This is a genomic window from Streptomyces sp. NPDC059092, assembly GCF_042756365.1.
Taxonomy (GTDB): Bacteria; Actinomycetota; Actinomycetes; order Streptomycetales; family Streptomycetaceae; genus Streptomyces.
In genome coordinates this window covers 1-26,884 of sequence record NZ_JBHZEJ010000040.1, presented here as the reverse complement: position 1 = coordinate 26,884, position 26,884 = coordinate 1, and the positions used below count along the sequence as shown (strand labels likewise).

Sequence of the window (26,884 nt, the reverse complement as noted above, 5' to 3'; positions counted from 1 at the left end):
TACGTACGGAGGAACCGCATGCCCTCTCAGCCACCCCTCGCCGTCGGCCTGATCGGCGCCGGACGGATGGGGTCCTTCCACGCCACGACCCTCGCCCGGCGCATCCCGGCCGTCCGTCTCGCCGCGGTCGCCGATCCCGTACCGGGCGCGGCGCGGCGCCTCGCCGACCGGCTGGACGCCCCCGCCGCGTACACGGACATCGCGGCGTTCCTCGCCGACCCGGAGATCGACGCCGTGGTCATCGCGACCCCGGCCCGCACCCACGCGGATCTCGTCGAGGCGGCGGCGCGGGCGGGGAAGGCGGTCTACTGCGAGAAGCCCATGGCCGTCACCCTCGCGGACGCCGACCGCGCCATCGCGGCGGCGCGCGAGGCGGGCGTGGTCCTCCAGGTGGGCTTCAACCGCCGCTACGACGCCGGTTTCCGCGCCGCCCACGACAAGGTCGCCGCCGGCGCCATCGGCACCCCGCAGCTCCTGCGCTCGCTGACCCGCGACCCGAAGCTGGCCGACCCCGCGCCCATCCCGCCGTGGACGATCTTCCTGGAGACGCTGATCCACGACTTCGACACCCTGCGCTACCTCAACCCCGGTGCCGAGGCCGTCGAGGTCTTCGCCATGGCGGACGCCCTGGTCCGCCCCGACTTCAAGGACCGCGGTCTGCTCGACACCGCCGTCGTCACCCTCCGCTTCGACAACGGCGCCCTCGCCACCGCCGAGGCCAACTTCCAGGCCGTGTACGGATACGACGTACGCGGCGAGGTCTTCGGCTCGGCGGGCATGCTCACCCTGGGCGACATACGCCGTACCCACCTCACGTCCTACGGTCCTGGCGGTGTCAGCGCCGAGAGTGTCGTCTACGACCAGGACCTGTTCCACGACGCCTACGTGGCCGAACTCACCGACTTCACCGACTGCGTACGCACCGGACGCACCCCCGCGGTCACCGGTGAGGACGCCCGCGCCGCGCTGTCCATCGCCCTCGCCGCGATCGAGTCCGTGACCCGCGGCGGCCCGGTCGAGGTGCACCGGCCGGCGGGGTGATCAGGGTCGCGCGACCCAGTCGTACCAGGCCGCCATCCCCTCGCCGGTGGTCGCCGAGACGCTCAGCACGCGCAGGTCCGGGTTGACCGAGCGGGCGTACTTCTCGCACTGCTCGACGTCGAAGTCGACGTACGGGAGCAGGTCGGTCTTGTTGATGATCACGAGGTCCGCGGCGGCGAACATGTACGGGTACTTGAGTGGCTTGTCCGTGCCTTCGGTGACCGAGATGATCACGGCCCGGCTCCGCTCGCCGAGGTCGAAGAGGGCGGGGCAGACCAGGTTGCCGACGTTCTCGACCAGGATCAGCGAGCCCGGCTCCGGTTCCAGCGCCGTGAGGGCGTCCCGCACCATCTCCGCGTCGAGGTGACAGCCGGCGCCGGTGTTGATCTGCACGACGGCGCCGCCCGCCCGTCTGATCCGCTCCGCGTCGAGCGCCGTCTCCTGGTCGCCCTCGATCACCGCGACGGGGCGGTGTCCCGCGAAGTCCCTGAGGGTGCGTTCGAGGAGGGTGGTCTTCCCGGCCCCGGGCGAACTCATCATGTTCACGGCCACGATGCCCCGTTCCGCGAGCCACGAGCGGTTGCGGGCGGCCAGGTCGTCGTTCTTGCCGAGGACCTTCTGTTCGAGGGTGATGGTGGTTTCGCCGTCCTCGGCGTTCCCCCCGACGGCCGACGGGTGGCCCCGTACGGCGGTGTGGTCATGGCCGTGACCGGGGTGAACCCGGTCGTGGCCGTGCGGGTGGGCGTGCGGTACGGCGATCCTCGTCCCGCCGCCCTCACCGCTTCCGCCGACGCAACCGCAGGTACCGCACATGTGGTCAGCCCACTCTCATCGAGACGATCTGCAGCTCCCGCCCCGACGTGATATTCACGTCGGCGCTGCCGCACGGACAAAGCAATACAAGATCGGCCAGGGTGAAGTCCTGCTCACACGCCCGGCAGTGCGCCGTTCCGGGGGTCCGGTCGATCTCCAGGAGCGCGCCTTCGGCGACCGTGCCCGCGGTGGTGAGATCGAAGCAGAACCGCATCGCGTCGGGCACCACGGCGGTCAGCGCCCCCACCCGGATCAGGACGGTACGTACGGGTCTCCCCGCGGCACGCTCGCACACCGCGTCGACCACGCTCTGAGTGATTGACAATTCATGCATCAAAGGCCAGCTTTCCCGTACTCACCCATTCGACCCCGGTCCGACCGGGGCGAAAGGATGGTCACACGGAACAATCTCGTGTTGACAGAACAACGGGGCGGATTCTAGATGGTAGCAAGGTGAGTGTCGCCACCCTCACTGGTATCGGGCGGTCCCATCCCGGAAGGCAGCGGGCTATGCCGACAGAAGCAGCACTGAAAGCGGAGAACACTCTCATCCATGTCCTGTGGATCAATGCGGGGCTGAGTTGCGACGGGGATTCGGTGGCTCTCACCGCCGCCACGCAGCCCAGCATCGAGGAAATCGCGCTCGGCGCGCTGCCGGGACTCCCGCAGGTCGCCGTGCACTGGCCGCTCATCGACTTCGAGTGCGGCCCCGCCGGCGGCGCCGACGACTTCCTCGAATGGTTCTTCAAGGCCGACCGGGGCGATCTGGAACCGTTCGTCCTGGTGGTCGAGGGGTCGATCCCCAACGAGAAACTGCACGAGGAGGGGTACTGGTCGGGCTTCGGCAACGACCCGGCGACCGGACAGCCGATGACCACCAGTGAGTGGCTCGACCGGCTCGCTCCCAAGGCGACGGCGATCGTCGCGGTCGGTACGTGCGCCACGTACGGCGGCATCCACGCCATGGCGGGCAACCCCACCGGCGCCATGGGCGTGCCGGACTACCTGGGCTGGGAGTGGAAGTCCAAGGCGGGAATCCCGATCGTGTGCGTCCCCGGCTGCCCCATTCAGCCGGACAACCTCTCGGAGACGCTCACCTACCTGCTCTACATGGCCACCGACCAGGCCCCTATGATCCCCCTCGACGAGTCGCTCCGTCCGACCTGGCTGTTCGGCCGTACGGTGCACGAGGGGTGCGACCGGGCCGGCTACTACGAGCAGGGCGACTTCGCGACGGAGTACGGGCAGCCCGAGTGCATCGTGAAGCTGGGCTGCTGGGGTCCCACCGTGAAATGCAATGTGCCCAAGCGCGGCTGGATGAACGGAATCGGCGGCTGCCCCAACGTCGGCGGAATCTGCATCGGCTGCACCATGCCGGGATTCCCCGACAAATTCATGCCCTTCATGGACGAGCCCCCCGGCGGAAAGCTCTCCACGAACGCCGTCGGCCTGTACGGCTCGACGATGCGACGCCTGCGGAGCATCACCACGCACACCCTCGACCGCGAGCCCAAATGGCGTACACGCTCCCAGAAACTGACCACCGGCGCCACCCGCACCTGGTAACGCACCGAAAAGGAAGAAAAGGCGGCCTCATGACGACGACGAGCCAGGGCAAAGACGATCTGGTGGAGATGGCGTGGGATCCCATCACCCGTATCGTCGGGAGTCTGGGCATCTACACGAAGATCGACTTCAAGCAGAAGGTCGTCGCCGAGTGCCACAGCACCAGCTCGATCTTCCGCGGCTACTCGGTCTTCATGAAGGGCAAGGACCCGCGCGACGCCCACTTCATCACCAGCCGGATCTGCGGGATCTGCGGTGACAACCACGCCACCTGTTCCTGCTACGCGCAGAACATGGCGTACGGCGTGAAGCCGCCGCACATCGCCGAGTGGATCGTGAACCTCGGCGAGGCCGCCGAGTACATGTTCGACCACAACATCTTCCAGGAGAATCTGGTAGGGGTCGACTACTGCGAGAAAATGGTCGCCGAGACCAACCCCGGCGTCCTCGAACAGGCCCATCGCACCCCCGCGCCGCACGCGGACGCCCACGGGCACCGGACCATCGGCGACATCATGCGCGCGCTGAACCCGTTCACCGGCGAGTTCTACCGCGAGGCGCTTCAGGTCAGCCGCATGACCCGCGAGATGTTCTGCCTGATGGAGGGACGCCACGTCCACCCCTCCACGCTCTACCCCGGCGGTGTGGGCACGGTCGCGACCATCCAGCTCATGACGGACTACATCACCCGTCTCCAGCGCTACGTGGAGTTCATGAAGAAGGTCGTGCCGCTGCACGACGACCTCTTCGACTTCTTCTACGAGGCGCTGCCCGGCTACGAGCAGGTGGGCAACCGCCGTATCCTGCTGGGCTGCTGGGGCTCCTTCCAGGACCCGGAGTACTGCAACTTCGCGTACCGGGACATGACCGCCTGGGGCCGGAAGATGTACGTGACCCCCGGCATCGTCGTGGACGGCAAGCTGGTCACCACCGACCTGGTGGAGATCAACCTCGGCATCCGTATCCTGCTCGGCTCGTCGTACTACAACGACTGGGAGGAGCAGGAGATGTTCGTGACCCACGACCCGCTCGGCAACCCGGTCGACCGGCGGCACCCGTGGAACCAGCACACCAACCCGCAGCCCCAGAAGCGCGACCTGGGGGACAAATACAGCTGGGTGATGTCGCCGCGCTGGTTCGACGGCAAGGACTACCTCGCGCTCGACACCGGCGGCGGGCCGCTCGCCCGGCTGTGGACGACCGCGCTGGCGGGCCTGGTCGACATCGGCTACATCAAGGCCACCGGCAAGAGCGTGCGGATCAGCCTCCCCAAGACCGCCACCAAGGGCCCCGTCGAGTTCGAGTGGCACGTCCCGCGCTGGAGCAACACCATCGAGCGCAACCGGGCGCGCACCTACTTCCAGGCGTACGCGGCGGCCTGCGCGCTGCACTTCGCGGAGAAGGCGCTCGCTGAGATCCGGGCCGGCCGCACCAAGACGTGGGAGAAGTTCGAGGTCCCGGAGGAGGGCGTCGGCTGCGGCTTCACGGAGGCCGTGCGCGGGGTGCTCTCACACCACATGGTGATCAGGGACGGCAAGATCGCCAACTACCACCCGTACCCGCCGACCCCGTGGAACGCGAGCCCGCGCGACACCTACGGCACCCCCGGGCCGTACGAGGACGCGGTGCAGGGCCAGCCCATCTTCGAGGAGAACGACCGGGATAACTTCAAGGGCATCGACATCATGCGTACGGTGCGCAGCTTCGACCCCTGTCTGCCCTGCGGCGTGCACATGTACCTCGGTGAGGGCAAGAAGCTGGAGCTGCTGCACTCGCCCACGCAGTCCGCGGGCAGTGAGTGACGTGGCGGAGCGGCAGTCGGTGGAACAGCACACCACGGAACAGCGCACTACGGAACGGCAGACGCACGGGTCCGCGCCGTCCGAGAGCTGGCGGGCGACCGGAGAACGGATCGACGCCCTGATCTCGGCCGGCGAGGCGGGCGGCCCGGCGGCGCGCGAACGCGGCGAGGAACTGGTCAGGCTGGTCACCGACTTCTACGGCGCCGGACTGGAGCGGCTGCTCGACCTCGTCCACGAGCACGGCGGTCTTGACCGCACAGTGCTGGCCGCCCTGGCCGACGACGAACTGGTGTCCGGCGTGCTGCTGGTCCACGGGCTCCATCCGTACAGCGTGGAGACACGGGTCGAGAACGCGCTGGAGAGCGTACGGCCGTATCTCGGCTCGCACGGCGGCGACGTGGAGCTCATCGGCGTCACGGAGGACGGAGCCGTACGGCTGCGGCTGCTGGGCAGTTGCGACGGCTGCCCGTCCTCCTCCGCCACGCTCGCGCTCGCCGTGCGGGGCGCGGTCGAGGCGGCGGCGCCGGAGATCACCACGATCGAGGTGGAGGAGGCGGCCGGGACACCGGAGGCACCGGGTCCGCTGCTGCCGGTGGACTCGCTGTTCTCCCGGCTGCGCGAAGCGGGTCAGGACGGTACGGACACCGACGCCCCTGGCCCTACCGGCTCCGGCTCCGGCTCCGGCTCCGGCTCCGGCTCCGGCGACATGGGCGCGACCTGGCAGCCGGTGCCGGCGCTGCTCGCCCTGGAGTCCGGCGGGGTCGCGCGGCTGAGCGCCGCCGGGTTCCCCGTGGTGGCCTGCCGGATCGGCCCCGATCTGTTCGCCTTCCGCGACCGGTGCGCCCGGTGCGAGCGGCCGATGCAGGGCGCGACGCTGGCCAGACGGCTGGGCGGCGGCGCGGGGGACGGGGTGCTGCGGTGCTCCGCCTGCCGCGCGCACTACGACGTACGGCGGGCCGGCGCCTGTCTCGACACGGACGCGGACGGCGCGCACCTGGCCCCTCTGCCCGTGTTGGCGGACGGGGCCTCGGTCTCGGTCGCCGTACCGTCCGCGCCCGCGGTCGCGACATGAGCGCGCCGACGGGCCGTTCACGGTCCCCGGTCGCGACGCTGCTGCGGGTTTCCCGTAACCGCCCCGAGCCCGTCATCGGCGAACGGTGCGACATGTGCGCCGCGCCGGTCGGCGAGGAGCACCAGCATGTGGTGAACCTGGAGAGCAGGGGTCTGATGTGCTCCTGCCGCGCCTGCTACCTGCTGTTCACGGAGGACGGGGCGCGGCTGCGCTACCGCGCCGTGCCCGACCGGTATCTGAGCTTCGACGGGCTCCCGCTGGACGCGCGGACCTGGGACGAGTTGCGGATCCCGGTGGGGCTGGCCTTCCTGTTCCGCAACTCCGCGCAGGACCGCACCGTCGCGTTCTACCCCGGCCCGGCGGGGGCGACGGAGTCCGAACTGCCGCTGGAGGGCTGGGACACGCTCGTGGCGGCCGTCCCCGAACTGGCCGTGGTGCGCCCCGATGTCGAGGCGCTGCTCGTGCGCCGTACCGGACCGGGCGGGCATGAGGACGAGGCGTCGTGCCATCTGGTGCCGATCGACGCGTGCTACGAACTGGTCGGCCGGCTGCGCACGTTGTGGCGCGGCTTCGACGGCGGCCAGGAGGCGCACGCCGCGATGGACGGGTTCTTCGAGCGGGTCAGGGCCCGCAGCAGGCCCGCACGCGCGGAGCGGACAGCCGCGCCGACGGCGGCAGCGAGAACGACGGCAGGGGCGACGGCCGTGGACGGTTCCTCATGAGCCTTCCCGTGGCACCCGGCCTGGAGTTCTCCGTACGCGACATCGTCGCCGAACCGTACAGCGCGGCGCCGCAGCTCACCGCGCGGCTGCGGATCGAGGACGGCTCGGGCGAGCCGGTCCACGCGATCGTGCTGCGCTGCCAGGTCCGGATCGAACCGCAGCGCCGCCCGTACGACCAGGCCGAACAGGACGGGCTGCGCGGTCTGTTCGGGGAGCGGGAGCGGTGGTCGGACACACTGCGGCCGTTCCTGTGGATGCAGTGCAACACGACGGTGCAGGGGTTCACCGGCGCCACCGAGGTCGATCTCGCGCTGCCCTGCACCTACGACTTCGACGTCGTCGGCTCCCGCTATCTGCACGCGCTCGGCGAGGACGGGACGGTGCCGGTCAGCCTGCTGTTCTCGGGCACCGTCTTCGCCAGGGGCGGCGCGGGCGGTTCGGGGCTCGGTGTGCGGCAGGTGCCCTGGGACCGTGAGGCGCGCTACGAACTGCCGGTCGCCGTGTGGCGGCGACTGATCGCGTGCCATTTCCCGAACTCCGGCTGGATCAGGCTGGATCACGACGTGCTCGCCGGTCTCGCGGACTTCCGTGAGCGGCGCGGGCTGATCAGTTGGGACGAGACGGTGTGCACGTTGCTGGGCGGTGCGGGTACGGACGGGGGCGTCGGGGCGTGCGCCGCTGTCGCCTCCGGTGATCTCGACGAGGTGGTCCGGTGACCGGGACGGTTCCGGTGGGCCTCGACCAGGTGCGTGAGGTCGCCGACGCGGTGCTGTACGAGGGCTACTTGCTGTACCCGTACCGGGCCAGCGCCCACAAGAACCGCTCCCGCTGGCAGTTCGGGGTCCTCGGGCCGCCCTCCGCGACCCCCGACAGTTTCGCCGAGGAACCGGGCATGGCGATGCAGTGCCTGCTCGCGGTCCCGGCCGAGGCGTCCGGTCCGGCCGAGGTGACGGTGCGGCTGCGCTTCCTCCAGCACCAGGTGCGCGAGGTGCGGCGGCGGAGCGAGGACGGCCGCGAGATCCCCGTCGGTGAACTCGTCGTGGCCGGTGCACCGGTGCTGAGCTGGGACGAGGCGGTCGAGCTGGAAGTCGACCTGGGGGCACTCCCGTTGACCGGAGGGACCGATCAGCTCCACACGGTCCCCGGTGGCGAGGAGACCGAGCCCCTTGACGACGAGCACGGGACGAGGGTCGGCTCCCTCGTACGGCGCCGCGAGCCCCTGGCGGTACGGGTGCGTACCCGTACCGCCTGGGACGACGGATTCCTGCGGCTGTCGGTGTCGGTGGAGAACGAGCACGCCGGGACCGCCGCCGGCAAGGACGCCGCGATCCGCGTCTCGCTGATCGGCACCCACCTGCTCCTCCAGGCCCGGGGCGCCCGTTTCGTCTCCCTGCGCGAGCCCCCGGACGCGGCGGCCCGGGCGGCGGCCCGGTGCGTGCAGCGCCGGTGCTGGCCGGTCCTGGCCGGGGCGAAGGGCTCCACGGACATCGTGATGGGCGCGCCGATCATTCTCTACGACCACCCGGAGATCGCCGAGCAGAGCGCGGGCGCCCTGTTCGACTCGACGGAGATCGACGAGATCCTGACGCTCCGGGTGATGACGATGACGGACCGGGAGAAGGCGGAGGCCCGCGCCACCGATCCCCGCGCCCGAGAGATCATCGACCGCTGTGACGCGATGTCCCCCGGCGACCTCCAGCGGCTGCACGGCCTGCTCCGTGACCCCCACGGCCCTGCCCCCGCGGATCCCACCGGCGACGCGCGGAACGCCGCTCCCGCCGCCTTCGACACCGGCGGCGCTCCGTGGTGGGATCCGGCGGCGGACGCCGCCGTGTCGCCGGGGTCCGACAGTGTGCTGATCGACGGGGTCCGGGTCGCCCAGGGCAGTCTCGTACGGGTACGCCCGGCCCGCCGCGCCGATGCGCAGGACCTGTTCTTCGACGGCCAGGTGGCGCGGGTGACGGCCGTGCTCTCGGATGTGGACGGCGGGGTGCACGTCGCCCTCGTCCTCGTCGACGACCCGGCGGCCGACCTGCACGACTGGTACGGCCGCTACTTCTACTTCGCCCCCGACGAGCTGGAACCGCTGCCCGACGGCGATCCCGGCGAGCACCACACCGAACCACCGGAGTTCCGGAAGGAGAACCCATCGTGCGATCCCTCGGTCTGATCACCACGGGTGTGGCCGCCGCCATGGTGGCGGTCGCCGTCGCCATCGGCGTGCGCTCGATCCCCGACATCCGCAGGTACCTCAGAATGCGCTCCATGTGAGCGCCCGGCAGGAGCAGGAGAAGCAGGGAGCACCCACGCGCCCGGAGCCGGTTCCGGCATGACCGGAGGCGTACTCGTCGCGGGCATCGGCAATCTCTTCCTCGGCGACGACGGATTCGGCCCCGAGGTCGCGCGGCGGCTCGCCGCCGACCCCGGGCCGCCGCTGCCCGCCGGGGTCCGGATCGTCGACTACGGCATCCGGGGCATGCACCTCGCGTACGACCTGCTCGACGGGTACGACGCGCTGGTGCTGGTGGACGCGTACCCGGGGGGCGGGCCGCCCGGTGAGCTGACGGTGCTGGAGATCGGCCCGGACGACCTCGGTACGGGTGAATTCGACGCACACGGCATGAATCCGGTCGCGGTGCTGGCAAATCTGCATCAACTAGGCGGTACGCTCCCGCTGACTCACCTGGTGGGCTGCACGCCCGCCGGTGTCGACGAGGGCATCGGTCTCGGCGAAGCGGTCGCCGCGGCCGTCCCCCGGGCGGTGGTGGCGGTGCGGGCGCTGGTCCACCGGCTGCTGTTGGCCGGATCCACGCCTTCGTCGGAGCCCGACCCCGCCCTCACATCCGCGCCCGACCGGCCCCGGAGGTCCTGATCATGTGTCTCGGCATTCCCGGGCGAGTCGTGGAGACCGTCGAGGGATACGCGGGCCAGCTCGCCCTCGTCGATGTGGAGGGCGCCCATCGCCGGGTGAATGTCGGCATGCTCGACACGCCCCCGGCCGTCGGCGACTGGGTCCTGCTGCACATGGGCTTCGCTCTGGAGATCATCGACGAGACGAAGGCGGCGGCGGCGCTGGCGGGGCTGGAGATGATGGGCAGCGGCGCGCGTACGGAGGAGGATCCGGCGCCCCGACAGCCCCGTGTCCGCCGCCGGTTCGAGGCGCGCGGTGTCGTCCAGGGGGTGGGCTTCCGCCCCTTCGTCTATGTCCTGGCCGCAGAACTGAGCCTCATCGGCTCGGTGTCCAACACCGGCGCGGGCGTGCTCGCCGAGGTGGAGGGGGATCCCGAGGCGGTGGCGGAGTTCGGCCGGTGTCTGCGGGAGCGGCCACCACCACTCGCGGTCGTGGAGTCCGTGACGGAGACGGACCTGCCGCTGTGCGGCGGCGCCGAGTTCACCATCGAGGACTCCAGCGCGACCGACCGGGCCCGCACCCTGGTCTCCCCCGACATCGCGACCTGCCAGGACTGCCTGAGCGAACTGCGCGACCCGGAGAACCGCCGCCACCGCCACCCCTTCATCACATGCACCCACTGCGGACCTCGGTTCACGATCGTCACCGGCCTGCCCTACGACCGCGCGGCGACGACCATGGCGGCGTTCGAGATGTGCGCGGACTGCCGTACGGAGTACGGCGACCCGCGCGACCGCCGCTTCCACGCCCAGCCGATCGCCTGTCACGCCTGCGGCCCGCGTCTCGAACTGCTCACCCAGGGCGGCGGAACACCGCTGCACGGCGACGAAGCGCTGCGCGCCGCACGGCGGTTGCTCGCCGAGGGCCGGATCGTCGCGGTCAAGGGGCTCGGCGGATACCACCTGGCGTGCGACGCGCGCGACGAGGCGGCGGTCGCCCGGTTGCGGCGCCGCAAGGACCGGGGAGGCAAGCCGTTCGCCGTCATGGTCGCGGATCTCGGCGTCGCCGGGGAGCTGGTCACCCTGGCCGAGGGCGGGAAGGCGCTGCTCACCGGCGCGAGGAAGCCGATCGTGCTGCTCCCCCGCCGTACGCCCGCGCCCGGACGGGGAATCGCCCAGGCCGTGGCGCCCGGCAACCCGGATCTCGGCCTGATGCTCCCGTACACCCCCCTGCACGTCCTCCTCCTCGGCCTCGACGGTGACGCCCCCGGGCCCGACGCGCTCGTGATGACGTCCGGCAACCGCTCCGGCGAACGGATCGTCACCGACGACGCGCGGGCGCTGACGGAGCTGGCCCCGCTGGTCGACGCGTGGCTACGGCACGACCGGGCGATCCAGGTACCGTGCGACGACTCGGTCAGCCGGTTCGTCGCCGACGCCGAACTGCCCCTGCGCAGGTCGCGGGGGTACGCGCCGCTCCCCCTCGCCCTGCCCTTCGAGGTCCCGCCGCTGCTCGCGGCGGGCGCCGATCTCAAGAACACCTGCGCGCTGGGCGAGGGCGGCTACGCCTGGGTCAGTCAGCACGTCGGCGACCTGGAAGACCTCTCCACGGTGGAGGCGCTGACCCGTACGGCCGACCACCTGGAGCTGCTGACCGGGGTCGCGCCCGAACAGCTCGTGGCCGACCGGCACCCCGGCTACCGCTCCGGTGTCTGGGCCCGGACGCACGCCAGAGGCCGGGCGGTGCGCACCGTACAGCACCACCACGCGCACATCGCGTCCGTGATGGGCGAGCACGGCCTCGGCCCCGGCGAGAGCGTCATCGGGTTCGCCTACGACGGCACCGGCCACGGCGGCGACGGCGCGGTCTGGGGCGGCGAGGTGCTGATCGCCGGCTACAAGTCGTTCCAGCGGGCCGCGCACCTCGCGTACGTGCCACTGGCGGGCGGCGACGCGAGTGTGCTGCGGCCGTACCGGATGGCGCTCGCGCATCTGCGGGCCGCCGGTGTCACCTGGGACAAGGAGCTGCCTTCGGTGGCGGCCTGCCCGGACGTCGAACGGCGCCTGCTGGCACACCAGTTCGCGACGGACTTCGGCTGTGTACCGACGTCGAGCATGGGCCGGCTCTTCGACGCGGTGGCGTCGCTGGCCGGGGTCCGGCACGAGGTCGCGTACGAGGCGGAGGCGGCGATCGAACTGGAGGGGCTGGCCCGCGCGGCCCCGACGGAGCCGGCGGAGAACGCCTACGCCTTCGGCACACGCCCGGCGCCGGGCCCCGGCGAGCCGGTCCTCGCCGACCCCGCTCCGGTGATCCGCGCGGTGGTCTCCGACGTACGGACGGGCGTCGCGCCGGAGTTGATCGCCGCGCGCTTCCACACGGCCGTCGCCCGGCTCACCGCCGACCTCGCCGAGCGGTGCCGCGAGCGGACCGGGCTCGGGGTGGTGGCACTGGGCGGCGGGGTCTTCCAGAACGCCGTCCTCCTCGAAACGACCCAACGCGCCCTTGAGGCAGGGGATTTCACCGTTCTGCGTCCGCGCCTGCTGCCGCCCAACGACGGCGGCCTCGCCTTCGGCCAACTGCTGGTCGCGGCGTCCGGCGGCTGACACCACGCCCGTAATCCATCGATGATCCGCAGAGTGAGGAAGGCACCATGTGTCTGGCAGTTCCGGGGCGCGTCCTGCGCACCGTCGAGGTCGACGACGCCCTGATGGCGGAGGTCGACTTCGGCGGTGTGCGTAAGGAGGTCTGCCTCCAGTACGTACCCGACGCGGAGGTCGGCGAGTACGTCGTCGTCCATGTCGGCTTCGCCATTCAGCGACTCGACGAGAAGTCGGCCCAGGAGACCTTGGCCAACTTCGAGAGGCTCGGACTCCTGGAGGAGGAGTTCGGTGACGGCTTCGAACTGGCCGCCCGACAGCGTGACACGGTGGAAGGAACCGACCGGTGAAGTACCTGGACGAATTCAGCGACCCCCAACTGGCCGAACGGCTGCTGGAGCAGATCCACGCGGCCAGCACCCGCCCGCTCGCGATGATGGAGGTCTGCGGAGGCCAGACCCACTCCATCATCCGGCACGGTATCGACCAACTGCTCCCTGACCACATTGAGTTGATCCACGGGCCCGGCTGTCCGGTCTGTGTCACCCCGCTGGAGATCATCGACCGGGCGCTGGCGATCGCCGCGCGCCCCGATGTCATCTTCTGCTCCTTCGGCGACATGCTGCGGGTGCCGGGCAGCAGCCAGGACCTGTTCTCCGTGAAGAGCGCGGGCGGTGACGTACGAGTGGTGTACTCGCCGCTCGACGCGCTGAAAGTGGCCCGCGAGAACCCCGACCGGGAAGTCGTCTTCTTCGGCATCGGATTCGAGACGACCGCCCCCGCCAACGCCATGACGGTGCACCAGGCGCGACGGCTCGGCGTACGCAACTTCTCCCTGCTCGTCTCGCACGTCCTCGTACCGCCCGCGATCGCCGCCATCATGGAGTCCCCCACCTGCCGGGTGCAGGCGTTCCTGGCCGCCGGGCATGTGTGCAGTGTGATGGGTATGTCGGAGTACCCGGCGCTGGCGGAGAAGTACCAGGTCCCCATCGTCATCACGGGATTCGAGCCGCTGGACATCCTCGAAGGCGTCCGCAGGACGGTCCTCCAGTACGAAGAGGGCCGGCACGAGGTGGAGAACGCCTACCCCCGCGCGGTACGCGCCGAGGGGAACCTGCCCGCCATGGAGATGCTGCGGGACGTCTTCGAGGTCACCGACCGGACCTGGCGCGGCATCGGGACGATCCCCGCCAGTGGCTGGCGACTGGCGGAGAAATACCGGGAGTTCGACGCCGAGCTGCGGTTCGACGTGGCGGCGATCCGTACGGCCGAGTCGTCGCTGTGCCGGTCCGGCGAGGTGCTCCAAGGGCTGATCAAGCCGCACGAGTGCCCGGCGTTCGGCAAGGAGTGCACGCCGAGGGTTCCGCTGGGCGCCACGATGGTGTCCTCCGAGGGCGCGTGCGCCGCGTACTACACGTACCGCCGACTGGAACTGGTCGATGCGAAGTGACTGAGACACGGCATCACGTGCCCGCCCCCGCCACCGATTCCCCGCTCGCCGCTGCGGAGGTGCTGGACTTCGAGGGCTGGGCCTGCCCGGTCCCGCTGCGCGAGACCCCGACGGTCCTGATGGGGCACGGCGGCGGCGGGGCGATGTCGGCCGAACTGGTCGAGCACCTGTTCCTCCCGGCGTACGGCTCCGCCGCGGCGTCCGAACTGGGCGATTCCGCCGTGCTCACCGTCGGGGACGGCACACGGCTCGCCTTCTCCACGGACTCGTTCGTGGTGAAGCCGATGTTCTTCCCCGGCGGGTCCATCGGTGACCTCGCGGTGAACGGAACCGTCAACGACCTGGCGATGTCTGGCGCCGTACCGCTCTTCCTGTCCTGCGCGTTCATCCTCCAGGAGGGGACCGCGCTGACCGACCTCGGCCGGATCGCTCAGGACATGGGCGCGGCGGCGCGGGCGGCAGGGGTGCGGCTGGTCACCGGCGACACCAAGGTCGTCGACAGCGGCAGCGGGGACGGCGTCTACGTCAACACCTCGGGGATCGGTGTGATCCCCGACGGCGTCGACATCGGCCCGCACCGCGCCGCACCTGGTGACGCCGTGCTGATCAGCGGCGACATCGGGGTGCACGGCATCGCGGTGATGAGCTGCCGGGAAGGGCTGGAGTTCGGTACGACGGTGGAGAGCGACACGGCGGCCCTGCACGGGCTGGTCGCCGCGATGACCGCCACCGGCGCCGATGTGCACGTCCTGCGCGACCCCACCCGCGGTGGGGTCGCGGCCTCGCTGAACGAGATCGCCACCGCCTCGGGCGTCGGGGTCGAACTCGTCGAACGGGAGCTGCCCGTACCGGAGACGGTGCGTGACGCGTGCAGCCTGCTGGGGCTCGACCCGCTCCAGGTGGCGAACGAGGGCAAGCTGGTCGCCGTCGTACCGGCCGACGCCGCCGACCGGGTCCTCGCGGCGATGACCGCGCACCCGCTGGGCCGCGGGGCCCGCCGGATCGGTACCTGTGTGCCCGGCCATCCCGGCATGGTGGTGGCGAGGACCGGCCTCGGCGGCTCCCGGGTGGTCGGCCTCCCGGTCGGGGAGCAGTTGCCGAGGATCTGCTGAATGAGCGAGCGTGGCGCGCTCCTCTTCGCGCGGTACGCCTATCCGCCCAACGAACTCGGCTACTGCGGGCCCGCCGACTCCGGGGCGCTGCTCCGTCCTGAGGAGACGGCGGGCATCGAGCGCCACGCCCGCCGGTTCGAGGGCGCCTGGTGCTACCTCGAACTGCTCGCCGAGAGGGCCGGCCTCGCCGACCCTCTCGACGAGCGGGTGGTGGAGGCGTACTGGATCGGCAACGACCTCCTGGACCTGACCACCCCGGCGGCCCTGCTGGCCCGGCTGCGGGACCGCTTCGACGGCCAGCGGGGCGGTACGTGGCGCGACGCGTCCGACCGCGCCCTCGCCCACCACAGTTTCCAGGTCTTCGACGTGTACCCCTGGGCCGGCCTGCTGCGCACCCCGGCCACCCCTACGGCGCTCTCCGTCCTCGACCGGTGCCGTATCCGTACGGGCGTGGTCCGCTCCGTCAGCGGCGAGAACGCCACCGTCGAGTCCCGCCCGCTGCGCTGGACGGGTACACATCTGGCCCCGGGGCCGCCCCGCCAGGAGTCCGTACGCTGGTCGACGGGCGGCCGGGCCCTGCTCCCTGGCCTCGCCCCCGGCGACCTGGTGGCGCTGCACTGGGACTGGGTGTGCGACATCCTCACCGGTCCGCAGGCGGCGCGCATCGAGTCGACGGAGACCCGTCAGCTGACGGCGCTGGGGCTGGCTCATCTCCCGTGACCTCCGGGGCCGTTGCCGCCCGGTTCACCGCGGGGAGACGTGTCCCAGGGTGCGTCCGGGCACCAGGGTGCCGGGGAGCAGTTCGTGTGTGACCTCCGTACCGCCCGGGTTGTCCAGCATGGACTTCATGACCGTCACGGCGCGCCCGGCAGCCCGCTCCACCGGGATGCGCAGGGTGGTGAAGCCCAGGAGGTCGATGCCCTGCATGATTCCGTCGCACCCGGTGAGGGACAGGTCCTCCGGCACCCTTACGCCGGCCGCCTGGGCGTGGGGCAGGAAGGCGAGCAGCCGCCAGTCCGACGGGAACATGGCGGCGGTGATCCGTCCCGAGCGCCGCAAGGCGATGATCTCCCGCACGCCTTCGTCGCTGCGCCCGAAGGTGGGGGCGGGGATCTCGTGCACCCGGATGCCGTGGCTCCGCAGCCGCCGGGCCATCGTGACACCACGCCGGTTCTCGGGTACGGAGTTCTCGGCGCTGGGGGTCACCACCGCCACGGCCCGGTGTCCGTGGGCCGCGACGGCGTCCGCGAGCTGGGTCGCGTTGTTCTCCTCGTCGTAGGACACACTGCATATCCCCGGGTGCGTCTCGGGCCGTCCGATGACGACGACCGGCACCACGTCGAGGAACGGCCCCAGCATTTCGGCGCGGATGACGCCGGTCGCCACGAACATCCCGCCGACCCGCAGCCCGAGGAGCCGGTTGAGCGCCTGCCGTTCGAAGTGGGCCCCCTCGGTCCGTGACGGGGCGACCGTCACCATCTGCAGACCCGCCTGGCTGATGTGGGTCTGCAACTCGCTGAAGAGCAGGCCGTACGCGGGGTTGGTGGGGTCCCGGAGCAGCAGGCCGAGGATGTCGGAGCCGCGGGCGGCCAGCGAGCGCGCCATCACGTTCGGCACGTATCCGAGCTGCTCCGCCGCGGCGTAGACCGCGTCCCGGGTCTTCGGGGACACGGGCGTCGATCCGTAGAACACGCGTGACGCGGTGGCCCGGGACACGCCCGCCGCCGTGGCGACCGCTGCCATCGTGACGTTCAGCGGTGATGCCGAGGAGGGCGGGTCAGGGGGATTGCCGACGCCTTCGTTTGATCGCACCCGGTCACCCTATCGACCCCGGGCCGGGGGCCAGTTCGTACCCGGGACGGTGGCACCGGGGAGGGACGCCGCGGAGTTGCTGCCGGTACTGGCCGAGCGGTCCCGGCCAGTCGGTCTGGATGATGTCGGCGCCGAGTTCGATGAGCCGTCCCCATCCGCCGGCCGGGTCTCCGAAGAGGGAGGTGTTGTCGTCGTATCCGGCGAAGAGGGGGACGCCGTTGGTGAGGTTGATGGCGTCGAGCAGACAGGCCAGCCCGGCCTCGTGCACGCGTGCGACGACCTCAGGCGCGGCGAGTTCGTCGTCGTCCCCCGCGGCGATGAGTTCGACGCCGACCAGGTTGATGCCGGGATCACCGAGTACGGCGTCGATGTCGGCGAGGGAACGGACCATCGGGACGAACGGGTACTTGACCGGGTGCCGGCGCAGTTTTCCGAGCCAGCTCTCCTCGACGGGGCTCTTGAAGACCAACTGGCCCGCCATGTCGTAGCGGTCGAGGAAGGGCAGGAGGTCGTCCCAGTACCACCACGACCGGTCCACGTTGAACAGCGTGTCGCCGCGGAAGCGTTCGAGTACCGTGTCGAGTCCGGTCACGGGGACGTCGTGCCCGATCCACCGGTACCGCAGCGCGCGTATCTCCTCGGTCGACATCGCGCGGATGTCGAGGTCGCGGTCGAACGCCTGTCGCTCGCAGCCGTCGTGGAAGAGGAAGAAGTCCCCGTCCGTCGACTCGACGATGTCGATCTCGACCATGTCGGCGCCCTGCAGCAGAGCGGCGTGTACGGCTCGGTCGGTGTTCTCCGGCACGTCACCGAGGCCGGTTCCGCGGTGCACCGCGATCAGCGGGGTGCGCTCCGCGAGCTGGGAGTTCAGCAAGGAGTTGATGTCCTCGTACCGCGCTTGCCCGAACATGGGTTCCTTCCGTCAGGTGGGGGATGTCGCCGGTGGATGCGTGGTGGGGGTTCGCCGCGACGGCCGTCACCGGCGCCCCGCGCCGGTCGCGGAACGGCGCGGGCGGGCCCCGCCACCGCGGCCGTAGACGAACCAGATCGCCAGGGTGGAGATGACCATGAGCAGCACGGTGTACACGAAGGTCAGGGCCGTGGCGTCGCCGTTCCCCTGGTTCCGGGTGGCGTTCTGGATCGCGATACCGAGCGGTTGGTACAGCGGATGGGCGAGGAACACCGCCGTGTCGTACTCGTCGAGCAGGCTGGTGAAGTTCAGCGCCGTGACGGCGGCCGCCGCCGGGAGCACCAGGGGCAGCAGCACCCGCCGAAACGTGTGGAACGTGCTCGCGCCGAGGATCGCCGACGCTTCTTCGAGCGAGCCGGGGATGCCCGCGTAGGCGGCCTTGAGCAGACGCAGGGTGAACGGGATCTTGGCCGTGATGTAGGCGATCGCCAGCAGGCCGACCGTACCGGTGAGGACGGCGCCGCCGGTGAGGGCCCGCGGTACGGAGTACGTGATGATCAGCCCCAGCGCCATGAGGGTGCCGGGCAGGACCCACGGGATGTGCAGCAGGTACTCGACGCTGATGGTCACGGGGTTGACGAACTTGTGCAGGATACGGGCGACGAACAGCATCGCGACGATGACGACGGCCGCGGTCACCGCCGCGTATCCGACGCTGACCACGAACGGCCACGAGGCCGTCGCGTCCGTCAGCACCCGCTGGTAGTTGGCGAGGGTGAAGCCGCCCGCGCCCAGCCGGCCGGACGAGATCGTCGCCGCGTCCGTGAACGAGAAGACCACGATGAGCAGCGGCGGGAGCAGATAGACGAGGAAGAGCGCGTAAGCGAGGACGTGGACGACGGCGTTCGCCCCGCGATGGTCGATGCGCTGCTTCCTCAGAACGGCGGGGACCTTCGAGACGGAGAAGTATGTTCCCCCGGCCTGCGCGCGGTTGAGGAGTCCGAGCAGCAACAGGGAGGCCGCTCCGAGGATCAGGGCGAGAGTGGCCGCGAGGTCCCTGGAGGTGGGTATCCCCGAGAAGGTGAGGATCATGGGGGTGATGGTCTGGAACTCCCTTCCGCCGAGGACCTGCGGCGCCGCGAAGGCTCCGAGCCCGCCGAGGAAGGTCAGGATGGTGACGGCGAACAGCGTGGGCCTGAGTACGGGCAGCACGATCTGCCGCAGGATCCGCCAGGGGGACGCGCCCAACTGGCGTGCGGCCTCGATGGTCTGCTGGTCGATCCGGGCAACGGCGGAGGAGAGGAAGAGCAGATGGTGACCGGTACCGGTCAGTGTCATGACGACCACGACCGCGAGCATGCCCGAGAACCACGCCGGGTCGGTCCCCGGGAGGAGTGAGGTCAGCAGCCGGGTGACGAAGCCGTTCTCCCCGTACACGAACGCGTAGCCCGAGACCGCGACCACGCCGCCGTAGACCAGTGTCGTGGCGTACCCGAGCCAGAGGAGGCGCGCGCCGCGGACGGTGAAGTAGCGCGTGACGAGCACGATGAACACGCCGACGACGTTCACCGTGACCGACAGGACGGCGGCCAGCAGGAAGCTGTTGCGCAGGGAGTCGAGCGCGCGCTGTGAGGCCCAGAGCTTCTCGAAGGCGCGGGTGCCCGGCGCGCCGTCGGGGAAGAAGATCTGGCGCAGTGTGACGGCGTTCGGGAAGACCAGGAAGGTGGTGACGAACCACAGCAGGGCCACGCCGGCGACGATGATCAGCGGCGAACGGGCCATGGCCCGCGCGGACCCGCTCATCGCGCGGCTCCCGCGTACTGCAGGACGGACGCCGGGTCGAGGAGGGCCTCGACCTGCTGTCCGGTCCGCAGCCCCGGCCCGTCGCCCTCCTTCCGCACGATCCGGAAGGTGTCGTGCTCGGTCCGCAGGTGGTAGACGCTGTGCGGTCCGTGGTAGGTGCGCGAGGTGACGGTCCCCCGGACGGGGAGGCCCCGCGCGGGCCGGCCGGCGTCCGGAGAGAGGCCGATCTTCTCGATGCGGACGTAGGAGGGCTTGGCCGGGTCGAGTCCGCGGCCTCCGTGTGCGGCCAGGGCGCCCACGAGCTGGGGACTGAGTTTGTTCACCTCGCCGATGAAGGTGCAGACGAACTCGCTCGCGGAGCGGTCGTAGATCTCCTCGGGCGTTCCCACCTGTTCCACGCGTCCCCGGTTGAGCACCGCGATACGGTCACTCATCGACAGGGCTTCCTCCTGGTCATGGGTGACGTAGACGGTCGTGATGCCGAACTGGGCCTGCAAGTCCTTGAGCTGGCCGCGCAGTTGCCGGCGCAGTTTGGCGTCGAGGTTCGACAGCGGCTCGTCGAGGAGCAGGACCTTGGGGCGCATGACCAGAGCGCGCGCGATGGCTACACGCTGCTGCTGGCCGCCGGAGAGTTCGGCCACTCCCTTGGCGAGCTGTTCCCGCGAGAGGTCGACCTGCTCCGCGATCTCGTCGACACGGCGGTCCACCTCCTCGGCGGGACGTTTGCGTACCCGCATGCCGAAGGCGATGTTCTCGCGCACGCTCATGCCGGGAAAGAGGGCGTAGTTCTGGAAGACCATGCCCACCTCGCGCTTGCCGCTGGGGAGATGGGTGACCTTCCGGCCGTCCACGGCGATGTCTCCGGCGGTGGGGTCGACGAACCCGGCGAGCGCGCGGAGCGCGGTGGTCTTCCCGCAGCCGGAGGGTCCCAGAAGGGTGAAGAACTCCCCCTCCTCGACTTGCAGGGAGAAGGAGGGGAGCGCCTCGAAGTCCTGGAACCTCACCGTGACGCCGTCAAAGGTGATCATGTCGTTCCTCGGTTGAGCGGGGGTGGATGGTGCGGTGGGACGGGTGTCGCGGAGGTGCGGGTGTCGCGGAGGTGCGGGTGCCGCGGAGGTGCGGGTGCCGCGGAGGTGCGGATGGCCGGGCGGTACGGGTGCCGCGGTGGGGCGTGCGGAACGGCCGGACACGGATCACTTGGCGAGGTATTCGAGTTCGATCTTCTCGATCCACTGGTCGAGGTTGCGCGCCACGAAGGACCAGTCGATGTCCTGCGCGGTGAACGAGTCCGTCTCCTCGACCGCCTCGGGGCTCGCCTTCGCGAGCGCCGCCCTGTCGGTCGGAGCGGTGAAGAACTTCCGCGACCAGGCGGCCTGGACATCGGCGCCGCCGAACCAGTCGATGAACTTCTTCGCGGCGGCGGCCTTCTTCGTCCCCTTCACGAGGCCGACCTGCTGGACGACCATCGGGACGCCGTTCCGCGGGTGCACGGCCTCGGTCCTGATCTTGTACTGCTGTTCCCGGGTGGCTTTGCCGGAGAGCCACATCTGGCCCGCCCCGACCTTGCCTGCGGCCATCCGCGCGTAGAGATCGGTACCCGCCGTCGCGGGCGTACCGCCTGCGAAGTAGTCCTTCACCGCGTCCCAGCCGGCCTGGCTGACCCCGAGGTCGCCCTGGTCGTCGCGGTAGCGGCTGAGGATGCCCGCGAGCACCATCTGGGTGGTGCCGCCGCCGAGTTCGCCGGGGACCTCGTACTTCTTCCGGAACCGCTCCTTGGTCCACAGGTCCGGCCAGTCGGCGGGGGCCTGGCTCTTGTCCGGGTAGGCGGCCTGGTTGTAGACGAGCATGACCGGCTCGCGCACGATGGGCCAGAACTGCTTCCCGGTCGCGTCTCCCAGCGAGGCGTCGACCTGGCCGGACCATGAGGGCGTGTAGGTGTCGAGGACCCGCGCCTCCTTCAGCTTCTCGAAGTAGACGTTGTTGAGGCCGAAGGTGACGTCCGCCACCGGGTTGTTCTTCTCGGCGACCAGACGGTTGCGCACATCGGCGCCGCCCAGCTCGACGAGTTGCACGTCGAAGCCCGCCTTCTTCGCCTCGTTCTTGAGCCAGGTGCCCCGCCCGTCGGACAGGGAGTTGCTGTAGACGACGAGGCTCCGCGAGCCGCCGGAGCCGGCCGAGGACATCGGCGAGGAGCATCCCGCGGCGATCAGGGCGGTGGCGAGCACGGCCATCGGGGCCGTGAGGGTCTTGCGCATCGGTTCTCTTCCGTTCCGGCCCTGTCTGCGTAGCACGGCGGGCCCCTTGTCGTGGTGGCGTCCGCACGTTCAGCTCCGGGCCCAGGGAGGCTTCCGTCTCGACATGAACGCGCGTTCATCTGGATTGAACGCGCGTTCATCGACGTACGCCGGTCCGGCAGGTGAACCGTGGGCGGCCGTGCACCGAAGAGTGCCGCGGCCAGCCGCCCCGAGCGGAGGGAAGGCGACGTACGCGCGGACGGCTCCCGCCCTGGGCGTGTCCGGAAGCGGAATGGGCCGGGTGCGTACACGGTGGGAGTACCTGTACGAACCGATACGGAGGCGTGATGGAAGCCAAGGAGACCAGGGCCGAGGCCGGGGGCGGGCTGCGCTGCCTGGTGACAGGGGCGACGGGGTACATCGGCGGCCGTCTCGTCCCCGAACTGCTGGAGGCGGGTCACTCGGTGCGCTGTCTGGCCCGCACACCGGAGAAACTGCGGGACCATCCGTGGGCGGGGCGGGTCGACATCGTCAAGGGAGATGTCACCGACGCGGCCTCGGTCGGTACGGCGATGGAGGGGATCGACGTCGCCTACTACCTGGTCCACGCGCTGGCCGGCGGGCCGGGCTTCGAGGAGACGGACCGGACGGCGGCGCGGATCTTCGGCGAGCGGGCGCGGGCCGCGGGTGTACGGCGCATCGTCTACCTGGGCGGTCTGACGCCCGACGACATCCCCGTGGAGGAACTCTCGCCGCACCTGCGGTCCCGCGCGGAGGTGGGCCGGATCCTCCTCGACTCCGGCGTGCCGACGACCGCGCTGCGCGCCGCGGTCATCATCGGTTCGGGCTCGGCCTCCTTCGAGATGCTGCGTTACCTCACCGAGCGCCTTCCGGTGATGGTGACCCCGAGCTGGGTGTCGACCAGGATCCAGCCGATCGCCGTACGCGACGTGCTGCGCTGCCTGGTGGGCAGCGCGCGCATGCCCGAGGACGTGAACCGCGCCTTCGACATCGGCGGCCCTGACATCCTCACCTACCGCGACATGATGCAGCGGTACGCGCGGGCCGCCGGGCTGCCCCAACGGCTGATCGTGCCGGTCCCGGTGCTGACGCCCCGGCTGTCGAGTCACTGGATCGGTCTCGTCACCCCGGTCCCGCGGTCGATCGCGCGTCCTCTCGCGGAGTCGCTGCGCTACGAGGTCGTCTGCCGGGAGCACGACATCACGCGCTACGTCCCCGACCTGCCAGGCCGGCCCTTCACCTTCGACCGGGCGCTCGCGCTGGCCCTCCAGCGGGTACGCGAGGCGCGGGTCACGACCCGGTGGTCCTCGGCGTCGGTTCCCGGTGTGCCCAGCGATCCGCTGCCGACCGACCCCGACTGGGCCGGTGGCAGCCTCTACACCGACGTACGGGAACGGGACGTGGACGCCTCCCCGGTGGCCCTGTGGCGGGTCGTCGAGGGCATCGGCGGCGATCACGGCTGGTACTCGTTCCCCCTGGCCTGGGCCGTCCGGGGCTGGCTGGACCGGCTGGTCGGCGGGGTGGGGCTGCGCCGGGGCCGCCGGGACGCCGAACGGCTCCGCGTGGGCGACTCGCTGGACTTCTGGCGGGTCGAGGAGATCGAACCCGGGCGGCTGCTGAGGCTGCGCGCCGAGATGCGGCTGCCGGGTCTGGCGTGGCTGGAGATGTACGTGGTGGAGGGGGAGGGCGGCGGCTCCCGATACCGTCAGCGGGCCCTGTTCCATCCGCGCGGGCTGCTGGGGCACGCGTACTGGTGGAGTGTCTCCCCCTTCCACGCCGTGGTCTTCGGCGGGATGGCCCGCAACATCGCCCGCGCGGCGGACAAGGTGACGGAACCCGCCCGGGCCGTGTCCGTCACGTCCCGGTGACCGTTGCACCGACCGGCGCCGTGAGGCGGGGGAAACACCGTCCGTCCGGCCCTTGGAACAGGGAAATGGGAGCAGCATGAGTGTCGCCGTCGTCCTCTTCACCTCCGATCTGCGTCTGCACGACAACCCGTCCCTGCGCGCGGCGCTCGCGGCGGCCGACGAGGTGGTTCCGCTCTTCGTTCGGGACCGGCGCATCGAGGAGCTGGGCTTCGGTGCGCCCAATCGCCGGGCGTTCCTCGCCGACTGTCTCCGGGACCTGGACGCGGGGCTACGGGACCGTGGGGGCCGGCTGGTGATCAGGTCGGGCGAGGCGGTCGAGGAGGTCTGCCGGGTCGCCGCGGGGACGGGGGCGCGGGACGTGTACCTGACGGCCGGTGTGAGCGGGTACGCGGTGTCTCGCGAGGGGAGGCTGCGCGAGGCCCTGGAGGCCGACGGGCGCCGGCTGCACGCCCACGACGCCGTGGTGACCGCCGTGGCGCCGGGCTCGGTGACCCCGGCAGGTTCCCACCGGGATCACTACGCGGTCTTCACCCCGTACTTCCGGCGGTGGTCCCGGGAACGGATCCGGGAACCGCTCGCAGCGCCGCGCACCGTACGCGTACCACGGGACGTGGGATCGGACCCGCTGCCGTCCCGCGCGGAGATGACCGGTGTCTCGGAAGGGCTCGCCGAGGGCGGTGAGCGGGCGGCACGGCGCTGCCTCACGGCCTGGCACCGTACGGGGCTCGCCCGGTACGAGGACCTTCACGACGATCTGGCGGGCGACGCCACCTCGCGTCTCTCGCCGCATCTGCACTTCGGTACCCTCTCCCCCGCCGAGCTGGTCCACCGGGCCCGGTCGGCGGGCGGACCGGGCGCGGACGCCTTCGTACGGCAGCTCTGCTGGCGGGACTTCCACCACCAGGTCCTGGCGGCCCGCCCGTCGGCTGCCCACACCGACTACCGGACGCGGCACGACCGCTGGCGCACCGGAAGGACGGCGACCGCCGAGACCGAGGCGTGGAAGGCGGGGCGGACCGGCTATCCGGTGGTCGACGCGGCCATGCGGCAACTGCGCCACGAGGGGTGGATGCACAACCGGGGCCGGCTGCTCACCGCGAGCTTCCTCGTCAAGACGCTGTACGTGGACTGGCGCGTCGGGGCCCGGCACTTCCTGGATCTGCTGGTGGACGGGGACATCGCGAACAATCAGCTCAACTGGCAGTGGATGGCGGGCACCGGCACGGACAGCCGGCCCCATCGCGTACTCAACCCGGTGGTTCAGGGGAAGCGGTACGACCCGGACGGCGCGTACGTGCGCCGCTGGGTGCCCGAACTGCGCGGGATCGACGGCGGCGCCGTCCACGAACCGTGGAAAGCGCGCGGGCGGGCGCCGGAGGGCGGGCAGCCCGACTACCCGGAGCCTCTGGTGGAACTGTCCGAAGGGCTGGCCAGGTTCAAGCAGGCCCGTGGCCGGAGCTGAGCGCTGTCGCGAAATGGTCATACGCTGATCCTGGGGCGCGCACATCGGCTGCCTACGGTCCGGGGCATGCGAAGTCGTTCTCTCCTGTTCGGTGCCCTGCTCGCGGTCACCGCGCCACTGATGGCCGCCTCTCCGGCGCAGGCCGTCGTCGGCGGCACCGAGTCAACCCGGGCCTACTCATTCATGGGATCGTTCCAGCCGTCCTTTCCCGCGCCACCGCGCCCGGACGGACACGGGTGCGGGGTGGAGGTCCTCGCCCCGCAATGGGTGCTGACCGCCAGTCACTGCGCCGGCCGGAACCCGACCGGGGCGAAGGCGGGTGTCCCGCGCGGCTGGAAGGTCCGGGTCGGGTCGCTCGACACCACGTCAGGGGGCGAGGTCGCCGAGGTCGACCATTACTACCGGCTGGCGACCAACCACGACGAGGGCGGTTTCTGGGGCAAGGACCTCGCGCTGCTGCACCTGCGCGCCCCGGTCCGGGCCAAGCCCGTACGGATCGCCTCGGCCACACCCCCGGAGAACACCCCTGCCCGCATCACCGGATGGGGCATGACCTGCGACGACAGCGAGAACCCGGAGTGCTTCCCCACACGGCTGCGGGAGGCCGACACCGTGGTGCAGCCGCTCTCGGCGTGTCCGTCGGCCGAGCCCGCCGGGGAGCTGTGCGTCGGCAGCCGCGACGGCAGTGTCGCCGCGACCAACATGGACTCCGGCGGGCCCGCGCTGGTCCGTGAAGGCGACGACTGGACGGTGGCCGGTGTGGTCAGCGGCCCGGGCGGCGAGAACGCGCCGACGCTGTACACCGATGTCACCCGGCACGCCGACTGGATCAACGGCATCATCTCCGGCACCGACGTGCCCCCGGACGACAAGATCCCGAACGTGGAAGGCGCGGTGGAGCTGAACGGCTGTGCGGGCTCGGTGGTCCGCACCCCCGCCTCCCGGCCGAAGGACCCGGCGCTGATGCTGACCAACGGTCACTGCGTGGAGGGACAGTGGGCCGAGCCGGGAACCGCGCTGGTGGACCGGCCCGCGGACCGGGAGGCGCCCATCGCCGACCGCCAGGGCTATCCCCAGGCCACCGCCCGCGCGAACCGGCTGGTGTACGCGACGATGACCGGCACGGACATCGCGCTCTACCGACTGGACAAGACCTACGCCCAGTTGAAGGCCGAGGGCGCCAAGGTCTTCCAGCTCGCCACCACCCCCGTACGCGCGGGCGACTCCCTGGCCATGGCCTACACGAGTCTCCGTCTGAACTGCGCCGCCGAGGCCGTGGTCCCGCACCTCCGGGAGGGCGGCTACCAGCAGGACAACTCGATCCGCTACGCCACCGGCGAGGACTGCGCCCCCTGGCCCGGCACCTCCGGTTCGGCGCTGCTGGCCCCCGACGGCACCACCGTCGTGGGGATCCACAACACCCACAACGACGCCGGCGAGCAGTGCACCGACAACAACCCCTGCGAGGTGGACCAGGACGGGGACGTGACCTCCGTACAGGGCCGTGGCTACGGCCAGCAGGTTCACATGATCGCGGCCTGCGTGGCCAAGGGCTCGAAGCTGGACCTGTCCGCCCGGGGCTGCGCCCTCACCGGCGCCACGCCCCGCTCCGGCCACCACGACGCCCCCTCCGGTGACCGGGACCGGCAGGGCGGCCCCGGTGGCCACCGGGGCTGAGCCGGTCATCAGCCGCTGACGCGGTCACCATCACGGGCGGGGCGCCGCCGGCCATCGGGCCGGTGGCGCCC

General features: G+C 71.0%; 24 protein-coding genes. 17 read left to right on the top strand and 7 right to left on the bottom strand.

Going from position 1 to position 26,884, the window contains the following annotated elements; genetic code table 11:
• Positions 1-18 precede the first annotated feature (18 nt).
• On the top strand, positions 19-1,041 hold the full coding sequence (locus ACFXPL_RS22505) for a Gfo/Idh/MocA family oxidoreductase (protein WP_384922314.1): 1,023 nt from the start codon (positions 19-21) through the stop codon (positions 1,039-1,041).
• On the opposite strand, the gene hypB is transcribed toward ACFXPL_RS22505, so the two are convergent.
• Both hypB and ACFXPL_RS22495 read right to left on the bottom strand, forming a co-directional pair.
• On the bottom strand, positions 1,042-1,854 hold the full coding sequence (gene hypB, locus ACFXPL_RS22500) for a hydrogenase nickel incorporation protein HypB (protein WP_384922311.1): 813 nt from the start codon (positions 1,852-1,854) through the stop codon (positions 1,042-1,044).
• Between the two features lie 4 nt (positions 1,855-1,858).
• A complete protein-coding gene (locus ACFXPL_RS22495; RefSeq protein ID WP_384922308.1) occupies positions 1,859-2,179 on the bottom strand; it encodes a hydrogenase maturation nickel metallochaperone HypA in 321 nt (106 codons plus the stop codon).
• 185 nt (positions 2,180-2,364) lie between these two features.
• On the opposite strand from ACFXPL_RS22495, the gene ACFXPL_RS22490 reads away from it, so the two are divergent.
• The 13 genes from ACFXPL_RS22490 to ACFXPL_RS22430 all read left to right on the top strand — a co-directional run bounded on the left by ACFXPL_RS22490 (position 2,365) and on the right by ACFXPL_RS22430 (position 15,746).
• A complete protein-coding gene (locus ACFXPL_RS22490; protein WP_384922305.1) occupies positions 2,365-3,420 on the top strand; it encodes a hydrogenase expression protein HypE in 1,056 nt (351 codons plus the stop codon).
• A 29-nt stretch (positions 3,421-3,449) separates the two neighbouring features.
• Positions 3,450-5,222 carry a nickel-dependent hydrogenase large subunit gene (locus tag ACFXPL_RS22485; protein WP_384922302.1) on the top strand — a complete coding sequence of 591 codons (1,773 nt, stop codon included), beginning with the start codon at positions 3,450-3,452 and terminating at the stop codon, positions 5,220-5,222.
• Between the two features lies 1 nt (position 5,223).
• Entirely contained in the window at positions 5,224-6,294 is a 1,071-nt protein-coding gene (locus ACFXPL_RS22480) for a NifU family protein (protein ID WP_384922299.1), read from the top strand.
• The gene (locus tag ACFXPL_RS22475) at positions 6,291-7,016 is read left to right on the top strand and encodes a DUF5947 family protein (protein WP_384922296.1); all 726 of its coding nucleotides are present in this window, start codon (positions 6,291-6,293) and stop codon (positions 7,014-7,016) included. Before ACFXPL_RS22480 ends, ACFXPL_RS22475 begins: the two co-directional genes overlap by 4 nt.
• On the top strand, positions 7,013-7,732 hold the full coding sequence (locus ACFXPL_RS22470) for a DUF6084 family protein (protein ID WP_384922293.1): 720 nt from the start codon (positions 7,013-7,015) through the stop codon (positions 7,730-7,732). Before ACFXPL_RS22475 ends, ACFXPL_RS22470 begins: the two co-directional genes overlap by 4 nt.
• Positions 7,729-9,186, top strand: coding sequence for a hypothetical protein (locus ACFXPL_RS22465; protein WP_384922290.1), 1,458 nt, complete (start codon positions 7,729-7,731; stop codon positions 9,184-9,186). Before ACFXPL_RS22470 ends, ACFXPL_RS22465 begins: the two co-directional genes overlap by 4 nt.
• Positions 9,168-9,287, top strand: a complete 120-nt coding sequence (locus ACFXPL_RS22460; RefSeq protein ID WP_384922287.1) for a DUF6893 family small protein — start codon at positions 9,168-9,170, stop codon at positions 9,285-9,287. Before ACFXPL_RS22465 ends, ACFXPL_RS22460 begins: the two co-directional genes overlap by 19 nt.
• Before the next feature lie 58 nt (positions 9,288-9,345).
• Positions 9,346-9,888: a hydrogenase maturation protease gene (locus ACFXPL_RS22455; RefSeq protein ID WP_384922285.1), complete on the top strand. Its 543-nt coding sequence runs from the start codon at positions 9,346-9,348 to the stop codon at positions 9,886-9,888.
• Positions 9,889-9,890: 2 nt separating this feature from the next.
• Positions 9,891-12,470: a carbamoyltransferase HypF gene (gene hypF, locus ACFXPL_RS22450; protein WP_384922282.1), complete on the top strand. Its 2,580-nt coding sequence runs from the start codon at positions 9,891-9,893 to the stop codon at positions 12,468-12,470.
• A 47-nt stretch (positions 12,471-12,517) separates the two neighbouring features.
• Entirely contained in the window at positions 12,518-12,814 is a 297-nt protein-coding gene (locus tag ACFXPL_RS22445; RefSeq protein WP_384922279.1) for a HypC/HybG/HupF family hydrogenase formation chaperone, read from the top strand.
• Positions 12,811-13,914: a hydrogenase formation protein HypD gene (hypD, locus tag ACFXPL_RS22440; RefSeq protein WP_384922276.1), complete on the top strand. Its 1,104-nt coding sequence runs from the start codon at positions 12,811-12,813 to the stop codon at positions 13,912-13,914. Before ACFXPL_RS22445 ends, hypD begins: the two co-directional genes overlap by 4 nt.
• A gap of 119 nt (positions 13,915-14,033) precedes the next feature.
• Positions 14,034-15,026 carry a hydrogenase expression/formation protein HypE gene (gene hypE / locus ACFXPL_RS22435; RefSeq protein ID WP_384922424.1) on the top strand — a complete coding sequence of 331 codons (993 nt, stop codon included), beginning with the start codon at positions 14,034-14,036 and terminating at the stop codon, positions 15,024-15,026.
• Complete coding sequence (locus ACFXPL_RS22430) at positions 15,027-15,746, top strand: DUF6390 family protein (protein WP_384922273.1); 720 nt, start codon at positions 15,027-15,029, stop codon at positions 15,744-15,746.
• 24 nt (positions 15,747-15,770) lie between these two features.
• On the opposite strand, the gene ACFXPL_RS22425 is transcribed toward ACFXPL_RS22430, so the two are convergent.
• From ACFXPL_RS22425 to ACFXPL_RS22405, 5 genes are all read right to left on the bottom strand, one after another.
• Complete coding sequence (locus tag ACFXPL_RS22425) at positions 15,771-16,838, bottom strand: LacI family DNA-binding transcriptional regulator (protein WP_384922270.1); 1,068 nt, start codon at positions 16,836-16,838, stop codon at positions 15,771-15,773.
• 4 nt (positions 16,839-16,842) lie between these two features.
• Entirely contained in the window at positions 16,843-17,748 is a 906-nt protein-coding gene (locus ACFXPL_RS22420; protein ID WP_384922267.1) for a glycerophosphodiester phosphodiesterase family protein, read from the bottom strand.
• 66 nt (positions 17,749-17,814) lie between these two features.
• Positions 17,815-19,551, bottom strand: coding sequence for an ABC transporter permease (locus ACFXPL_RS22415; protein WP_384922264.1), 1,737 nt, complete (start codon positions 19,549-19,551; stop codon positions 17,815-17,817).
• Entirely contained in the window at positions 19,548-20,579 is a 1,032-nt protein-coding gene (locus ACFXPL_RS22410; RefSeq protein WP_384922261.1) for an ABC transporter ATP-binding protein, read from the bottom strand. Before ACFXPL_RS22410 ends, ACFXPL_RS22415 begins: the two co-directional genes overlap by 4 nt.
• 165 nt (positions 20,580-20,744) lie before the next feature.
• Complete coding sequence (locus ACFXPL_RS22405; protein WP_384922257.1) at positions 20,745-21,806, bottom strand: extracellular solute-binding protein; 1,062 nt, start codon at positions 21,804-21,806, stop codon at positions 20,745-20,747.
• 326 nt (positions 21,807-22,132) lie between these two features.
• On the opposite strand from ACFXPL_RS22405, the gene ACFXPL_RS22400 reads away from it, so the two are divergent.
• The 3 genes from ACFXPL_RS22400 (at position 22,133) to ACFXPL_RS22390 (ending at position 26,813) form a co-directional block, all read left to right on the top strand.
• Positions 22,133-23,674 carry an SDR family oxidoreductase gene (locus ACFXPL_RS22400; protein ID WP_384922254.1) on the top strand — a complete coding sequence of 514 codons (1,542 nt, stop codon included), beginning with the start codon at positions 22,133-22,135 and terminating at the stop codon, positions 23,672-23,674.
• 76 nt (positions 23,675-23,750) lie between these two features.
• Complete coding sequence (locus ACFXPL_RS22395; RefSeq protein ID WP_384922251.1) at positions 23,751-25,136, top strand: cryptochrome/photolyase family protein; 1,386 nt, start codon at positions 23,751-23,753, stop codon at positions 25,134-25,136.
• Positions 25,137-25,202: 66 nt separating this feature from the next.
• Positions 25,203-26,813: a trypsin-like serine protease gene (locus ACFXPL_RS22390; RefSeq protein WP_384922248.1), complete on the top strand. Its 1,611-nt coding sequence runs from the start codon at positions 25,203-25,205 to the stop codon at positions 26,811-26,813.
• Positions 26,814-26,884: the final 71 nt, after the last annotated feature.